Raw genomic sequence first — 13,971 nt, forward strand, 5'->3', positions numbered from 1 at the left:
GAATGATGGGATAACGCATCCCCAGTTCGGCGAACAGGCTCATGGCTATGTTCCCTGCTCACAGTCCGAAACGGCGTCGGCTGCAACCTGGCTGCGCGCCAACCCTATGGCACTATCGATGGCGCCGCGGGCCTGCGGGCTGTTCTGCCAGCAGGTCGAGCCCAGCATGCTGGCCACCAGCTGGACTATGTGACTCGTGTCCGCCCCGGCCAGCTCGCTCAGTGTGTGATAACCCAGCTGTTCGAGCCGGCCGATGACGGTGGGGCCCACTCCTTTCACCCCGAGCAGCAGGCTTCGCTCTCGCGCCGAGAACTGTTTCATGTCGGTCATTGCCAGACTCCTTTCCGATGGAGGTATTTGCACATCGGGCCCGCAAGGGGCCCGATGAAGATAAGGAGGGGTCAGCGCACGCTGCGCAGCAGGAAGTCCGGCTGACCGCAGGAGCGCAGTTCACGCTTTTGCATCTCGTCGGAGCAGGTGACGGCATCCGTCCCTTCCTTGTTGATGCAGATGTAGACTTCCCGCAGGAAGCGGCCCCCGTCGGCGCAGGCAACCGTGATGTTGTCTGGCGCCAGCCAGTCGTTGGCACTGGCCAGATCCGCCTTGAGCTGGAAACGGCTCTTGCGCAGGGGCTCGGCAGGCGACTGGTACGCGGCCGGGATCTTCACCTTCAGATGCAGGTCGCTGGCCAGCTGATGGAACTGCGGCTGGTCGAGGCCGGAGCAGGTACCGTGCTTCTCCCACTCATGGCGATAGAGAAAACGGCTGGGATAGAGCCCGGCAAACTGCTGCTCCATGGCAGGATCCAGCCGCTCGCGGGAGCAGCTGCTCGGGTAGCCGCGCTGGTACTGGGGCCAGAGGCCGTGCAGCACGAATCCCAGCAGGCGGGAACATTGGTCCCGATCGGCCGGCTTGACGGCGCAATGCTCCGGCGACCAGGAGAGCGCCAGGGCGTAATAGTCAAACTCGCCCGCCTCCCCCTTGGCCTGCACGGCAGAAGAGAACAAGGGGGAGAGCAGCAGGGTGCCGAGCAGCACAACAATCTTCTTCATCTTGGGTATCCAGCCTTATATCAAAAGAGTACCAGGCGGGCCACGCGGCCCGTTCGGCAGAAATCATGCTCCCATAATTTGCGCGTCGGGAACACCCCGAGAAGATGAGCGCACCACCCCAAGGGTCAGACCAGTAAAGGGTTCCCCCTCCCGGCCCACAGGCGTAAGCTGACCCACCGGCAGGCCAGTGGTCTCGCCTTTTCCCCGTCCCGATTTCATCTTCAACAGGATGTAACATGATCCGCAAGAATCCTTCCGGCCACCTGCCGGTCATCGACGAATCAGCCTATATCGACAAGACTGCCATCATCTGTGGCAAGGTGATCATCAAGGAAAACGTGTTTGTCGGCCCCTATGCGGTGATCCGCGCCGACGAGGTGGATGCCAGTGGCGACATGGAGCCCATCATCATAGGCGCCAACTCCAACATTCAGGACGGTGTGGTGATCCACTCCAAGTCCGGCGCCGCCGTCACCATAGGCGAGTACACATCCATCGCCCACCGCAGCATAGTGCACGGGCCCTGCGAAGTGGGAAACCGGGTCTTCATCGGCTTCAACAGCGTGCTGTTCAACTGCCACATAGGTGAAGGTTCGGTGGTGCGCCACAACTCTGTGGTGGATGGCTGCGATCTGCCGCCCGGCTTCTATGTGCCCTCCACCACTCGCATCAACCAGCAGAGCGATCTGGCCGAGATCCCCAGGGTCACAGTGGATGCCACCGAGTTCTCCGAGGACGTGGCCCACACCAACATAGATCTGGTCAAGGGTTACAAGGCGCTCTCCAACGAGTTTTGAGGCCGACCTCCTCCCATGACACGCAACGGGCGCCCAGGCGCCCGTTGTCACAACTGTAAAGGGGGTGAAAAGAGGGTGTAAAAGCGATTGAGCGCAGAGCCTGGCTGGCGTTTGATGGGCCATATTCACCCGGACGGAGTCATCCCATGTCATGCAAAGCCCTCCTGTTGCCCCTGCTGCTCGGCAGCCTGTCTGTGCACGCCAGCGATATGCCGCCCCCCATGCCAGGCCACCCCGGCGCTCAGATGCCGGTGCCCCCCTCGGTTCTCTATCAGGCCAGCAAGCAGAGCAAGGATCCCCGGGCCACGGCCCAGGAGCTGTTCAAGAACATCCCCGCCGCCGAGGCCAACAAAGGTTACGAGGTGATGGTCAGCGTGCGGGAGCTGCCACCCCAGCCAATCAGGCTCCAGTCCGCCACAGCCCCGCTCAAGGGCCAATAGGATGAACAGGGATAGCTCCTGGCCCTGGGCACTGGCGCTGCTCATCACCCTCCCCGCGAGCGCTGGCGGGGGTGGAGCTGGCGGCCCGCCGGGACGGGAGATGTCGCCTCCCGCGACCCGCCATGGCCACTATGCAGGCCCCTGGTCCGCCCCCGCGCCGGGCCATCGCATCGATCTGTTGCCCGGCGGAGTGGAGACAGTCTTGCTGGCCGGGCTCACCTACTATGTGCTCGGCGACATCTATTACCAGCAGCAGGAGAGTCACTATGTGGTGGTCACGCCGCCAACCCAGGTTGTCGAGGTGCAGACGGACGCGAGTCTCACCCCGCTGGATCTGGATGGCCGTCGCTACTACGTCAGAGCCGGCCACTACTACCAGCGGGAGCTGGACGGGCGCTATATAGAAGTACCGCCCCCCGCCGCGCTGCGGTAAGCAGCAACAAAACGGGCGCCGTGGCGCCCGCTGTGAGTGGTGTCAGCTGATGATCATGAGCACTTCTTCAGGCTGATATGCCAGTTGGCACCGGACTGCACCTGATGTTTGACGGCGAAGCTGTCCATGTTCAGCGCCACCGAGACCTGCAGCAGGCTGTTGAGGTAGACCAGCGCCTGGCCTTCCGGCACGTCACCAAAGCTGCTGACGTAGGGGGCCTTGCCCTCGTACTTGAGCACGTCCCCTTCGCTGATCTTGAGGCAGGCCTGATCCCCCTTGTTGACGCCCGCCTTGGTGAGCAGTGTCTCGTCTATGTTGGTCCAGACGTTGCCGTACTGCACATCCAGGATCGGGATTGTGCCCTTGACGGTGCCGTCTTGCTCGGCCACAGCAGGCTGATAAGGGATCTTCACCACCTCGGCCGGCAGCAGCGGGCCCACCTGCTCATAGCTGATGGCACCGGAGGCCAACCGGGCGCCGGTGTAGGCGTAAACGTCGCGGCCGTGGAAGGTGTAGGACTTCTCGGAGCCCTTGAGGCGATTGCGCTTCTCGTCGATCTGGCGCACCGCCTCGATGCCGAAGTGCTCGGCCACCAGGGTCAGGGTGCCGTTGTCCGGCGAGACTATGTAGTGACCGCTCCTGGTCTTGAGCACCACTGAGTGGCGCGCCGTGCCCACGCCCGGATCCACCACGCTGACGAAGACTGTGCCCTTGGGCCAGTAGTTGATGGTCTGATAGAGGCGGTAGGAGGCTTCCCAGATGCTGTAGGCCGGGATCTCGTGGGTCAGATCATAGAGCGGCAGGGTGCGGTCCACCCCGAAGGCGACCCCCTTCATGGCCGACACTGCGCCATCCTTGAGACCAAAATCGGTCTGGATCACCAGAGCCTCGTTGGCACAGGCGAGACTGCTGGTCAGCAGGAGGGCGAGCGCGAGAGCGCGGGGAGCGGTGCGAATATCCATATCAGAACTCCTGAAGCGTAGAAATGAAATAGCCATTTAGACATCTAGAATGCCATCAATAACCAAGTTTGCAAGCCGTATCACCCGGATGGGGGAGCTGAAAGCCCTCGCCAGCGAGCATGGGCGGGTGTATGGATAGGTCTGGTCATCAACATGGCAAGGAGATCCCATGACAAGCAGCCACCCCGCCATCATGCTGAAGCTGGGGGAGCAGACCAGCAAGGTGCAGATCACCCAGGCAGACGGCATAACCATCACCTACAAGCTGGCATTTGGTCTCGAGGCCATGACACCGGCCCCGTTTCGCCAGGATCCGCCGAGCGCACTCGAACTGGAGCGAGCCATCATGGTGGTGGAGGATGTGCTGATGCCGCTGGCGGCACGCATTCCGGCCCACGAGCTGGTGACGCTGCACAGCCCGCTCCCGCTGGCTGGCGAGCTCGGCAGCCATGAGCTGAGCCGGGAGAGCATAGAGCAGCTGTTCGGCCAGTTTGCCGCCATGGTGGAAGGGGATCCGCTGGCGGCGGCCCATCTGCCCAAGGGGCGACGCTTTGCCGCCGTGCTGCTGATCCTGCGGGAATGGATGCACCATCTGGACGCCAAACGCGTGTTGCTGGCGGATTGATAGGTAAGCTGGTCAAGCCGAAGCCCGCTCGAAGCGGCTGCGCCATACCCCCCAGGCCAGCCCAAGGCTGATCAGCACGCTGCCGATGGCGAGCAGATCCACCGCCGCCCGCAGGCCGACACCGTCACTCACCCAGCCCAGCAGCACAGGCACCCAGTTCGCCACATAGGCGATCACATAGAAGAGCGACACCAGCCGGGCGTGGCTGGCGCCGGGGGAGATGCGGTTGACTAGGGTCGCACTGCCGACAAACACGGCGCCCTGGGCATAACCGGCCACCAGCAGCCCAAGCCCCGCCAGCCAGAGCGACTGGACGTGCACGGCGCCGGTAAACAGCAGCACGCAGAGTGCCAGCGCCAGGCAACCGCTCTGCAGGGTATGGCGGGCATCGAGGCGGCGGGCCCAGAGCTGGCACAGGCCGGAGAGCACCATATAAGCCGCGATCAGATAGCCGAACAGGCCGAGATCCCGCAGCCCCAGCAACTGGCTCACCACCTTGGGGCCGATTGCCAGCAGGCTGGCCGCCACCGCCCAGGCGGTAAACAGGGCCGCCGCGCAAAGAAAGAATGCAACGCCAGTGGCCTTGAGCCCCTCCCCCAGAGATCCCTTGCCCTGCCCGTGCGCCGCGGCCGGCGCCCCTTGCGCGCTGGCGGGCCAGCTCAGCACAACACCTGTCATGGCGCAGGCCGCCAGCCCCATGATGAGCAGAAAGGGCAGCTGAGTCGGATAGAAGTCCAGCTGCAACGCCAACCCGCTGAATACCGGGCCGAGCGCCAGTCCGGCGGTGAAGGAGAGGGTCGCACTGAGCGCCGCCCGCTTGCCGCCGTCGCGGGGGCCGAAACGCAGCAGGGCCACGTTGGCGGCGCCGGTCAGGGCTCCCGTGCCAATCCCGGCCAGCACCCGTGCCAGCAGCAGCGACCAGAACGAATCGGCCAGGGAAAAGAGCAGGGCGCCCCCCGCGACCGCCAGCAGCGCCGGCAATATCATGGCGCGCAAGTCCGCCACCCGCCCCGCCAGATTGCCCACCCCGAACAGGGAGATGAGCACCCCGGCCGCGTAGCCGCCATAGATCAGGGTGAGGCTGACATCGCTCAGCGCCAGTGCCTGCTGGTAGTGGGGATAGAGGGGGGTGGGCACGCTGCTGTTGAGCAACGCCGACATCAGGGCCAGCGGCAGAAACAGCAGAATGGCGCCATGGGAAGCCTGCGCCTCGCAGGGCCGGGCGGTGGACAGGGATGATGACATGCACAACTCCGATGAACGCGAGGCCGAGCCCCGCTGACGAGAGTCGGCCATGATAGCGCCCGACCATCCCTCCCGACAGCGGCACAAATGCATCATGCTGCTTCAATAATGCATGCCGATGACATCTATTTGCATGCCAACAAGGCCACACTCGCCTTGTGATCCCGCCTGCGCTGGCTTCTAATGGGCTCGCCCCGAGGGGGCACTTTGAGTGGGAGGCTCGATGATCAACTGGGATGACGCACGTTTTTTTCTCGCATTGGCAAGACAGGGCACACTGCGTGGCGCGGCCGGGGTGCTGGGGGTCGATCAGGCCACCGTCGGGCGACGCATCACGGCACTGGAACAGAATCTGGGCTCCAAGCTCTTTATCCGTACCCCCAAACTCTATGATCTGAGCCCCCTAGGCGAAACCATGCTGGCGGATGCCAGCGCCATGGAACAGGCCATCAAGGCCATAGAGCGCAAGGCGAGCGCCGGGGATCAGAGCCTGTGCGGCGAGGTGCGCATCGCCACCACGGACACCCTGGCCCAGGCCTTCGTGCTGCCCGCCCTCACCCTGCTGCGCGAACGCCACCCAGGTATCCGCCTCAGCCTGCAGACAGCGGTCAGCGTCAGCGACATCGCCTACCGGGAGGCCGATCTCGCCATCCGCGGGCTGCGTCCCGACAACGACGAGCTGGTGATCAAGCGGCTCACCACCATAGAGATGGGGCTCTACGCCTCTCGCGACTATCTGGCTCGCCACGGCACGCCCAAGAGCGGCCACGGCCTGAGTCAGCACGCCCTGCTGCTGTTTGCCAAGGAGCTGGTCTCCCGCCACTGGCACAGCCTGTGCGGGGAGCCGCTGCACGAACCGAACGTGGTGCTGCAGTGCAATGCCCAGCTGCTGTTGCTGGCGGCGGCCCGCCAGGGGCTGGGAATAGCCCTGCTCTCCACCTTTCTGGCAGACAAAGAAACTGAGCTGGTGCGCGTGCTGCCCGCCCTCAGCGATCCGGTCGACATCTGGCTGGTGCTCCACCCCGACCTGCAGAAGGCCAGCCGGGTACGCGCCGTGGTGGATGCGCTGGAAGAGGTGTTTCACTGCCGCTGACCATTACAGGGCGCTGCTCGCCATGGCGCAGCTCCCGAGCCCGACCAGCAGAGCGAAGCGCGGGATAGAGGCCCACTCCCCTCGCCCGCCTTCTGCCCATGCCCCCGCTTCTGTTACCATGCCGGCCACTACAATTGTTTCTGTCGTGGCCCTGGCCGCGATAACCCCACACTGGTGCCCTATGTCCATTGCCTCCTTTGCCGAACTGGCCCTCTCCCCCCGTCTGCAGCAGACCCTGACCGAACTCGGCTATGCCGCGCCCACCCCGATCCAGGCCAGCGCCATCCCCGTCATTCTGGCGGGGCGCGATCTGATGGCGGGCGCCCAGACAGGCACAGGCAAGACAGCCGCCTTCGTGCTGCCGCTGCTGGAGCAACTGATGCAGCACCCGGCGAGCGATGCATCCCGCCCGATCCGCGCCCTGGTGCTGGTGCCGACCCGCGAACTGGCGGTGCAGGTACACGAGAGCGTGACGCGCTACGGGCAAGGTACGGGTCTCACCAGCGCTTTGGTCTACGGCGGGGTCAGCATAGCCGCGCAGGTCGAGGCGCTGAAAGCCGGGGTGGATCTGCTGATCGCCACCCCGGGCCGATTGCTCGACCATCTGCGCCAGGGGGCCTTGAGCCTTGAGCGCCTCAGCCATCTGGTGTTTGACGAGGCGGATCGCATGCTCGACATGGGCTTTATGGACGAGATCAAGGCGCTGCTCAAACAGATACCGGCGGATCGCCAGACCCTGCTCTTCTCCGCCACCTGCGATGACAACCTGTTTGCCTTGAGCCGCGTGCTGCTGCGCGACCCCGAACTGATCGAGGTGGCACCGCGCAACACCACGGCGGCCGAGGTGGAGCAGCGGGTCTATGCGGTGGATGGCGAGCGCAAGCTGGCACTAGTGGAGCACCTGATCAAGGTGAAGGGCTGGGCGCCTGTGCTTATCTTCAGCCGCACGCGTCAGGGGGCCGACAAGCTGGCCCAACAGTTGGGCAAGGCGGGCATCAATGCGCTGGCCTTCCACGGCGATCTGTCGCAAGGGGCGCGGGAGAAGGTGCTGCTGGAGTTTCGCGCCGGCACCCTGCAGGCGCTGGTCGCCACCGACGTGGCCGCCCGCGGCCTCGATATCAGCGATCTCAACTACGTGATCAACCTCGAGTTCCCCTTTGTCGCAGAGGATTACGTGCACCGCATCGGTCGCACCGGCCGCGCTGGCAACAAGGGGCTGGCCATCACCTTGTTCAGCCCGGAAGATGCGCCCCTGCTGGAAAAGGTGGAAACCGTGCTCGACACCCGATTGCCCCAACAGTGGTTCCCGGGCTTTGAGCCCGACCTCACCCGCTTTGGGCCCGAGCCACGCCGCAACGGCAAGGCGGCCCAGAAGCAGCGAGCCAGAAAGCAGGCCCTCGGCGGCAACAAGAGTGGCAAGGGCAAGCGTTAAGCCGCTCAACGCCGCCCACAAAAAACGCCCGCATGGGCGTTTTTTGTTATCCGACAATGGCCAGCGCCACCCTTGGCGACTGAACACCTAGCGGGTCGCCAGCACCAGTGGCAGGGATTTCAGGATCCGCCGCTCCGCCAGGGTCGAGAGGATAAACATCACCATATAGCCAAGCCCCAGCGCCACGATAATGGCTACCACATTGGTAGTGAACTCGGCCACCAGATAGTAGGCCGCCACCAGCGCCACTATGCCGACCAGGCGGATCAGCAGACTCTGGGTAAAGTGGCCGTGGGCCTTGATATAGGCAAGCTGATAGCCGTTGAGCATCATGAAGATGAAGAAGATGGAGAAGTGGAACAGCACGGGCACGGCGCCCACATAGTCGACGGGGAACAGCAGCAACACCAGCGGCTTGCCCGCCAGCAGCATCAGCACAAAGAACACCAGACTGACGATGGCCGAGAGGCGGAAGATCCAGCGGCGGATCATCCTGATCTGGCGGTGATCGCCGTTGCGCAGATTGACCGCCAGCTCAGGCAGCACGAAGCGGTAGATGGGGAAGACAAACAGCAGCGTCATATAGGTGAAGATGGGGCGCACCACCACCTGGAAATCCCCCAGCTCGTCGATGCTGAAGTGGCGTATGGTGAGCAGCACGGTAATGTAGATCATCAGGATACTAGCCCCCGCCTCCAGCGAGGCGGTGAAGCTCTTCTTCACATAGCTGCGCATCTCGGGGCCGAGCTCGACTTTGGCCAGCGGCCGGGTAGCGATGGCCCTGCGCCGATAGAGATACATATAACCGGCGATGACCAGCGAAGAGGAGGTCAGCCCGTAGAAGAGCGACGAGAGCGCATCCATCCCCAGCCCGAAGTAACAGGCCATAAACAGCAGGGCATTGGCGAGCGGCTCCAGCCAGGTGACCCTGTTGGAGATATCGTACATGCGGTACATGGCCACCAGATTGGTGAAATAGACCTTGAGCCCCAGCCCGAAGATGACCCCCACCAGTTGCAGATACTCCACCCGGATATGGAGCCCGTGCTTGATATAGGGGATCACCAGCCCCCAGGTGAGCAGCACCATGCCTATGAGGAAGTAGCGGAAGATATTGATGATGTCTCTGTCGTTTTTGGTCTGGGAGTAGCTCACCACCATGGAGGAGCGAAAGCCGGTCATCAGGATCAGCGACAGGGAGATCAAATCCACCACGCTGTTGAACAGCGCCAGATCCCCCTTGGCCACCCACTGCGCCAGCCACACCTTGAAGGCGAAGCCGATAACTATGCTGGCAAGCGAGGCCCACATGCCGGTGATAAAGGCCTGCTTCAGCCGCTCGAGGGATTTATATTGCATATCAATTGCTTGTTAATGGCTGGCCAGAGAGGAATCCATCTTATGAAAGCGCACCCGGCTTGAACAGCCTTAATGCCGGGGACCGGCTGCCGATCGGCAAGACTAGGAGATCGGCCACAGGAAATCCGGTGCGCTGAAACAGGAAAACGCCCGTTCGGGCGTTTTCTCTGGCCAGCACCTTTCAAGTGTGCGGCGCCTCTTGTTATCCCTGCGGCCTGGCTCTCTATGCCTGCGGGGCTGCCTTGATCAGCGCCTCGTAGTGATCGATAAGCTCGGGGCCGTGCAGCGGTGAGTCGTGACCACCCACCACCGTCTTGATGGGCAGCTTCATCGCTTTCAGCCGCGCCAGCGTCTGCGGATAGGCCTTCACATCGGCAAAGCTCAGGTTGCCCAGCTTCTCCTTGAGGATGCAGTTGCCATAGAGCACCTGCTCCTCGGGGAAGTAGACAAAGATGCCATCCGGGGTGTGAGCCGGGCCCGCGTAGAAGGCGCGCAGCTTGCCCCCTTGCAGGGTGAAGTCGCCATCGTGCACCACGTTCGGCAGCACCAGCGGCAGATCCGGGTATTCCGGCAGCCCCTTGCGGGTAAAGGCGACAATCTCGGCCCAGTCGCTCTTCATCAGATCCCGGGTCTGGCGGGTCGATACCACCCTGGCACCGATGGACTTCCAGTAGGCGTTACCGCCTGCCCTATCGGTGTGGTAGTTGGTGTTGATCACCTCCAGCACAGGCTTGCTGCTGACTCTTTTTATCAGCTTGTGCAGCTCGCGGGCGGTATCCGGCGTCCAGGTCGCCCCCACTACCGTCACCCCCTTGGCCCCGAAATAGACCATGGAGTTCTCCTTGACGTAGTAGTTGTCCTCTACCACGTAGACGGGGCCGCTCACCTGCGTGAGCGATATCGCCGCCGCATACACGCTGCCGTCCCAGACGCTCGCCATCAGCACCAGGGCACCGGCCAGCCCGCACTTTATCCAACCTTTCATCATCTTGCTCCCTCGATACGACCGGCCCCTCGCCACCCCTGTGGCAAGCCCGGCCTTTTTAGCAGTGGGCAGAAAATACGGGAGATTTGTGAAGGGGAAATGGGCTTCTGTGAAGAGAAGGTGAAGTCGGGGGACGTCAGGAAAAATCGGCTGCAACCTCCTGTTCGCGAACGTCCGAATACGCTTCGCTATTCGAACCTACAACACAGATAGCGACCCCTCACCCTAACCCTCTCCCGAGGGAGAGGGGATGGTTCATGCCAATTCCAAGCCACTCATATTCACCCGCACCACAGAGCCAACACACAATCAGCAGAGCGAATTTGCTCCCTTCTCCCCTTGCGGGAGAAGGGTTGGGGATGAGGGGGAGGTAACACAATAAACCCAATGATGTAGGGACGATTAGCGCAGCGTAATCGTCCGCATACCGCCACGCACCGAGTTATGACAAGACAGACAGGAAACTCTGGATGTCAGCGGCTTCTCGGCCACTACCTGTTCGCGACCGTCCGAATACGCTGCGCTATTCGAACCTACGGCCCTTGAGCGGCAGCGGCATCCCTTTAAGCCGCGCCAGCGACCGGGGATAGGCCTTCATATCGGTAAAGCCCAGATTGCCCAGCGTCTCCTTGAAGTAACCTTTCATCCTCTTGCTCCCTCGACAGATCCAGCCCCTTGCCCCCAGTGGCAAACCGGGCCTTTTACGCAGTAAGCAGAAGATACGGGGGATGTGTGAGGGGAGTGGATAGAGGTAAAGGCTCAAAACACGCAGTCACCGCCTTGATGTAGGGACGATTAGCGCAGCGTAATCGTCCGTTTACCGCCACGCACCAAGTCATGACAAGCCCAGCAAGGAAACTCTGAATATCAGCAACCTCTCGGCCACAACCTGTTCGCGATCGTCAGAATACGCTTCGCTATTCGAACATACAGTCCTAAAAAGTCATCATCCCCCCCCTATCGCAGAAAATCCGAGAAAGATTAAAAAACACAACACTGCACCCTTTTTTAACAAAAAACAAAGATATACATTGACTCAAAGGCAGCCCGCAAATAATGTTGAAAGCATAGATAACACATTTTTCACATTCTTGCAGTTAGCTGTAATGTCTCACTTATTTAAGGTGGTTTATGTCATTTTTAACACCAGCAAAAAAACTACCATTTTTTATATTTGATAATCTCATAATTAGAACAGCTACATTAAACGATATGAATAGTGTCTATAGCATGGGTTTTGATGCTTGGGGAGACGGATTAGAACTCAGCACATATCTACTTTCTTGTAATCGTTCTGAAAAATATAAAAAAGGAACTTGGTACATACTTGAACAAGATGGCTATTTATTGAGTTCCGTCATATGCTATGCGCTACCTTCTATTTCTGGAGTGTCAACTATAGGAATAGGTTCTCTCTCTACCCCCCCAGATAAAAGACGAAATGGCTTTGCCAGAAGCCTATTAAACGCAGTAACAACAGAGTACTACAACCGATTTCAAACAAGAGCATTCATTCTTTTTTCCGATATTAACCCTGACTACTACAAGATATCAGGATTCGAACCTTTACCAGATCCTCTCCAAAAGAAAGAAGATACTACATGTATGGTTCATTGTAATAATATCGACCTAAAGATAATAATTGAAAGCATTAAAAACAATGACATATTATATTTCTAACCTTTCCGCTGTTTTGTAGAGTTGTACGGCGTTAATAGGATGGTCGCCCCTCCCATTAACGCCTCTTGAAACACATTTTTCAGAGCCAGCCACTCCTTGGCTGGCTCTGCTATCAGGAACTAACACCAATCACCCCAACGGCGGCGTACGTGGCGGCACCATCCGCTTGCTGCCGGTGGACTCGAAGGCTGAGGCGACGCGCAGCAGTTTGTTGTCGTCATAGGCGCGACCGGCGAAGGTCAGCCCCACCGGCATACCGATATCGGCCATGATGCCCATGGGGACAGTGACGGTCGGCACGCCGAGGTGGCGAATGGCGAGGTTGCCGTTGGCAACCCAGATGCCGTTGCTCCAGGCGATATCGGCGGAGGCCGGATTCACATCCGCATCAGCCGGGGCGACGTCGGCAACAGTGGGGAACAGCACGGCGTCGAGCTTGAGCCCGTCCATCCAGTCCTCCAGGTCCAGCTTGCGGGTCTTTTCAAGGCCGCGCAGGCCGTCCGGCACAGAGGCTATCTCGTCAAAGCGTTTGAGGCCGCGCTTGGCCATATTGACGTACTCGTCCATGCCCGCCGCCAGATCGCCCTCGCGGTTCGGCAGCGTGCCCGGATCGTGGGGGAAGATCTTGGGCCCGTCCACGTCCTCAAGCTTATTGAGCTTGGGATCGCCGTTGGCGCGCAGGAAGTCGTCGAACGCCCAGCCGGATAGCTCCCACAGCTCGTCATTGAGGAACTCGGGGGTGACTATGCCGCGATTGAACACGGTCGGCGCGCCGGGTCTGTCCCCTTCGCAGTTGGAGACCAGCGGGAAGTCCACTTCGACAACGATCGCGCCTGCGGCTTCCAGCGCCTGACGGGCCTGTTCCCACAGGGCTATCACCGACGGACGGGTATGGATACGCTGGCCGGTCGGGCCGCCGATACCGGGGTTTTCGCTGGTGCCGGCCAGTTCATCCTTGTTGATAAACATGCTCGGCACGCCGAGGCGCTTGCCCTTGAGGGCATCGGGCTTGGCGGCCAGCTCAAGATAGGAGGCTGGGCGCACCTCGGAGGCCTTGGGGATCTTGACCCAGGGCTGCAGGCGCCACAGATCGCCGCGGGTATCCGCATCGTCCGCCACCACCACATCCAGCACTTCCAATAGGTCTGCCATGGTCCGGGCGTAGGGCACCACCACATCCATGGTCGGGGTCAGCGGCCAGTTGCCGCGCACCGAGATGACGCCACGGGACGGTGTGTAGGCACACAGGCCGTTGTTGGAGGCCGGGCCACGGCCGCTCGACCAGGTCTCTTCCGCCAGACCGAAGGCAGAGAAGCTGGCGGCTGTGCCGGTACCGGCACCGTTGGAGGAGCCGGAAGCAAAGGGCGCAGTCAGGTAGTCGGCGTTGTAGGGGCTCTCGGCACGGCCGTAGACGCCGCGCTGCATGCCGCCATTGGCCATGGGCGGCATATTGGTCTTGCCAAGGCAGATGGCACCGGCGGCGCGCAGCCGCTCGACGGTAAAGGCATCGCGCTGGGCGACCAGATCCTTGAAGGCCGGGCTGCCGGAGGCGGCAGTCAGCCCCTTGACCAGGTAGCTGTCTTTGGCGGTGTAGGGGATGCCGTCCAGCGGGCTCAAGGTCTCGCCACGGGCACGGCGGGCATCTGAGGCTTGCGCCTCTTTCAGCGCATCGGGGTTGGCGACCACCAGGGCGTTGAGCTTGGTGGCAGTCTCGGGGCCGTTGTAGGCCGCGATACGGGCCAGATAGGCCTTGACCAGTTCGACCGCAGTGGTGCGGCCTGCTTCGAGTGCGGCACGCAGCTCGGCAATGGAAACCTCGGTCACTTCGATCATGGGGATCTCCTGTAAAAGGGTGACTGTTTGTGATG

The 13,971-nt window shown here is 61.3% G+C and carries 16 protein-coding genes (1 of these 16 only partly in view); 7 read left to right on the forward strand and 9 right to left on the reverse strand.

Annotated elements, in window-relative coordinates; translation table 11 throughout:
* The 3 genes from IU367_RS18050 to IU367_RS18060 form a co-directional block, all read right to left on the reverse strand.
* Positions 1 to 43 carry the 5' end (the start) of an NAD(P)H-dependent flavin oxidoreductase gene (locus IU367_RS18050; protein ID WP_274452629.1) on the reverse strand. The gene continues 1,004 nt to the left of window position 1, outside the view, so 43 of the gene's 1,047 nt are visible here — the first part of the coding sequence; it begins with the start codon at positions 41 to 43; its stop codon lies off the left edge, out of view.
* Positions 44 to 45: 2 nt separating this feature from the next.
* Entirely contained in the window at positions 46 to 330 is a 285-nt protein-coding gene (locus tag IU367_RS18055; protein WP_274452631.1) for a helix-hairpin-helix domain-containing protein, read from the reverse strand.
* A gap of 71 nt (positions 331 to 401) precedes the next feature.
* A complete protein-coding gene (locus IU367_RS18060; RefSeq protein WP_172955197.1) occupies positions 402 to 1,052 on the reverse strand; it encodes a ribonuclease T2 family protein in 651 nt (216 codons plus the stop codon).
* A 236-nt stretch (positions 1,053 to 1,288) separates the two neighbouring features.
* On the opposite strand from IU367_RS18060, the gene IU367_RS18065 reads away from it, so the two are divergent.
* The 3 genes from IU367_RS18065 to IU367_RS18075 all read left to right on the forward strand — a co-directional run bounded on the left by IU367_RS18065 (position 1,289) and on the right by IU367_RS18075 (position 2,722).
* Positions 1,289 to 1,849 (forward strand): gamma carbonic anhydrase family protein, encoded by a 561-nt coding sequence (locus tag IU367_RS18065; protein ID WP_042869323.1) that lies wholly within the window; start codon positions 1,289 to 1,291, stop codon positions 1,847 to 1,849.
* Positions 1,850 to 1,995: 146 nt separating this feature from the next.
* Positions 1,996 to 2,289, forward strand: coding sequence for a hypothetical protein (locus IU367_RS18070; RefSeq protein ID WP_274452634.1), 294 nt, complete (start codon positions 1,996 to 1,998; stop codon positions 2,287 to 2,289).
* Positions 2,290 to 2,389: 100 nt separating this feature from the next.
* A complete protein-coding gene (locus IU367_RS18075; protein ID WP_274452635.1) occupies positions 2,390 to 2,722 on the forward strand; it encodes a DUF6515 family protein in 333 nt (110 codons plus the stop codon).
* A gap of 53 nt (positions 2,723 to 2,775) precedes the next feature.
* Here IU367_RS18075 and IU367_RS18080 read toward each other — a convergent pair whose 3' ends face one another.
* Entirely contained in the window at positions 2,776 to 3,684 is a 909-nt protein-coding gene (locus IU367_RS18080) for an SAM hydrolase/SAM-dependent halogenase family protein (protein WP_274452636.1), read from the reverse strand.
* A 169-nt stretch (positions 3,685 to 3,853) separates the two neighbouring features.
* Here IU367_RS18080 and IU367_RS18085 point away from each other — a divergent pair, with 169 nt between their 5' ends.
* Positions 3,854 to 4,309, forward strand: coding sequence for a hypothetical protein (locus IU367_RS18085; RefSeq protein WP_274452637.1), 456 nt, complete (start codon positions 3,854 to 3,856; stop codon positions 4,307 to 4,309).
* A 12-nt stretch (positions 4,310 to 4,321) separates the two neighbouring features.
* Here IU367_RS18085 and IU367_RS18090 read toward each other — a convergent pair whose 3' ends face one another.
* Positions 4,322 to 5,554 carry an MFS transporter gene (locus IU367_RS18090; protein ID WP_274452638.1) on the reverse strand — a complete coding sequence of 411 codons (1,233 nt, stop codon included), beginning with the start codon at positions 5,552 to 5,554 and terminating at the stop codon, positions 4,322 to 4,324.
* Positions 5,555 to 5,777: 223 nt separating this feature from the next.
* Between IU367_RS18090 and IU367_RS18095 the strand changes: the two genes are divergently transcribed.
* Together IU367_RS18095 and IU367_RS18100 are read left to right on the forward strand one after the other, a co-directional pair.
* Positions 5,778 to 6,647: a LysR family transcriptional regulator gene (locus tag IU367_RS18095; protein ID WP_043135524.1), complete on the forward strand. Its 870-nt coding sequence runs from the start codon at positions 5,778 to 5,780 to the stop codon at positions 6,645 to 6,647.
* A gap of 181 nt (positions 6,648 to 6,828) precedes the next feature.
* On the forward strand, positions 6,829 to 8,079 hold the full coding sequence (locus IU367_RS18100; RefSeq protein WP_274452640.1) for a DEAD/DEAH box helicase: 1,251 nt from the start codon (positions 6,829 to 6,831) through the stop codon (positions 8,077 to 8,079).
* A gap of 87 nt (positions 8,080 to 8,166) precedes the next feature.
* Here IU367_RS18100 and IU367_RS18105 read toward each other — a convergent pair whose 3' ends face one another.
* The 3 genes from IU367_RS18105 to IU367_RS18115 all read right to left on the reverse strand — a co-directional run bounded on the left by IU367_RS18105 (position 8,167) and on the right by IU367_RS18115 (position 11,069).
* Complete coding sequence (locus IU367_RS18105) at positions 8,167 to 9,438, reverse strand: MATE family efflux transporter (RefSeq protein ID WP_103471564.1); 1,272 nt, start codon at positions 9,436 to 9,438, stop codon at positions 8,167 to 8,169.
* 223 nt (positions 9,439 to 9,661) lie between these two features.
* On the reverse strand, positions 9,662 to 10,426 hold the full coding sequence (gene cphA / locus IU367_RS18110; protein ID WP_478219187.1) for a CphA family subclass B2 metallo-beta-lactamase: 765 nt from the start codon (positions 10,424 to 10,426) through the stop codon (positions 9,662 to 9,664).
* 520 nt (positions 10,427 to 10,946) lie between these two features.
* Positions 10,947 to 11,069, reverse strand: coding sequence for a hypothetical protein (locus tag IU367_RS18115; protein WP_274452642.1), 123 nt, complete (start codon positions 11,067 to 11,069; stop codon positions 10,947 to 10,949).
* 485 nt (positions 11,070 to 11,554) lie between these two features.
* On the opposite strand from IU367_RS18115, the gene IU367_RS18120 reads away from it, so the two are divergent.
* Positions 11,555 to 12,103, forward strand: a complete 549-nt coding sequence (locus IU367_RS18120; RefSeq protein ID WP_084204711.1) for a GNAT family N-acetyltransferase — start codon at positions 11,555 to 11,557, stop codon at positions 12,101 to 12,103.
* 129 nt (positions 12,104 to 12,232) lie between these two features.
* On the opposite strand, the gene IU367_RS18125 is transcribed toward IU367_RS18120, so the two are convergent.
* On the reverse strand, positions 12,233 to 13,936 hold the full coding sequence (locus IU367_RS18125) for an amidase (protein WP_274452643.1): 1,704 nt from the start codon (positions 13,934 to 13,936) through the stop codon (positions 12,233 to 12,235).
* Between the last annotated feature and the right edge of the window lie 35 nt (positions 13,937 to 13,971).

Source organism: Aeromonas bestiarum (assembly GCF_028751155.1).
Classification (GTDB): domain Bacteria; phylum Pseudomonadota; class Gammaproteobacteria; order Enterobacterales; family Aeromonadaceae; genus Aeromonas; species Aeromonas bestiarum.

What these genes read in the sequence shown, in the direction of transcription:
- cphA (WP_478219187.1), bottom strand. Translation starts at nt 10,426, where the DNA reads ATGATGAAAGGTTGGATAAAGTGCGGGCTGGCCGGTGCCCTGGTGCTG.
- IU367_RS18090 (WP_274452638.1), bottom strand. Translation starts at nt 5,554, where the DNA reads ATGTCATCATCCCTGTCCACCGCCCGGCCCTGCGAGGCGCAGGCTTCC.
- IU367_RS18125 (WP_274452643.1), bottom strand. Translation starts at nt 13,936, where the DNA reads ATGATCGAAGTGACCGAGGTTTCCATTGCCGAGCTGCGTGCCGCACTC.
- IU367_RS18080 (WP_274452636.1), bottom strand. Translation starts at nt 3,684, where the DNA reads ATGGATATTCGCACCGCTCCCCGCGCTCTCGCGCTCGCCCTCCTGCTG.
- IU367_RS18065 (WP_042869323.1), top strand. Translation starts at nt 1,289, where the DNA reads ATGATCCGCAAGAATCCTTCCGGCCACCTGCCGGTCATCGACGAATCA.
- IU367_RS18055 (WP_274452631.1), bottom strand. Translation starts at nt 330, where the DNA reads ATGACCGACATGAAACAGTTCTCGGCGCGAGAGCGAAGCCTGCTGCTC.
- IU367_RS18115 (WP_274452642.1), bottom strand. Translation starts at nt 11,069, where the DNA reads ATGAAAGGTTACTTCAAGGAGACGCTGGGCAATCTGGGCTTTACCGAT.
- IU367_RS18095 (WP_043135524.1), top strand. Translation starts at nt 5,778, where the DNA reads ATGATCAACTGGGATGACGCACGTTTTTTTCTCGCATTGGCAAGACAG.
- IU367_RS18085 (WP_274452637.1), top strand. Translation starts at nt 3,854, where the DNA reads ATGACAAGCAGCCACCCCGCCATCATGCTGAAGCTGGGGGAGCAGACC.
- IU367_RS18070 (WP_274452634.1), top strand. Translation starts at nt 1,996, where the DNA reads ATGTCATGCAAAGCCCTCCTGTTGCCCCTGCTGCTCGGCAGCCTGTCT.
- IU367_RS18105 (WP_103471564.1), bottom strand. Translation starts at nt 9,438, where the DNA reads ATGCAATATAAATCCCTCGAGCGGCTGAAGCAGGCCTTTATCACCGGC.
- IU367_RS18060 (WP_172955197.1), bottom strand. Translation starts at nt 1,052, where the DNA reads ATGAAGAAGATTGTTGTGCTGCTCGGCACCCTGCTGCTCTCCCCCTTG.
- IU367_RS18120 (WP_084204711.1), top strand. Translation starts at nt 11,555, where the DNA reads ATGTCATTTTTAACACCAGCAAAAAAACTACCATTTTTTATATTTGAT.
- IU367_RS18100 (WP_274452640.1), top strand. Translation starts at nt 6,829, where the DNA reads ATGTCCATTGCCTCCTTTGCCGAACTGGCCCTCTCCCCCCGTCTGCAG.
- IU367_RS18075 (WP_274452635.1), top strand. Translation starts at nt 2,390, where the DNA reads ATGTCGCCTCCCGCGACCCGCCATGGCCACTATGCAGGCCCCTGGTCC.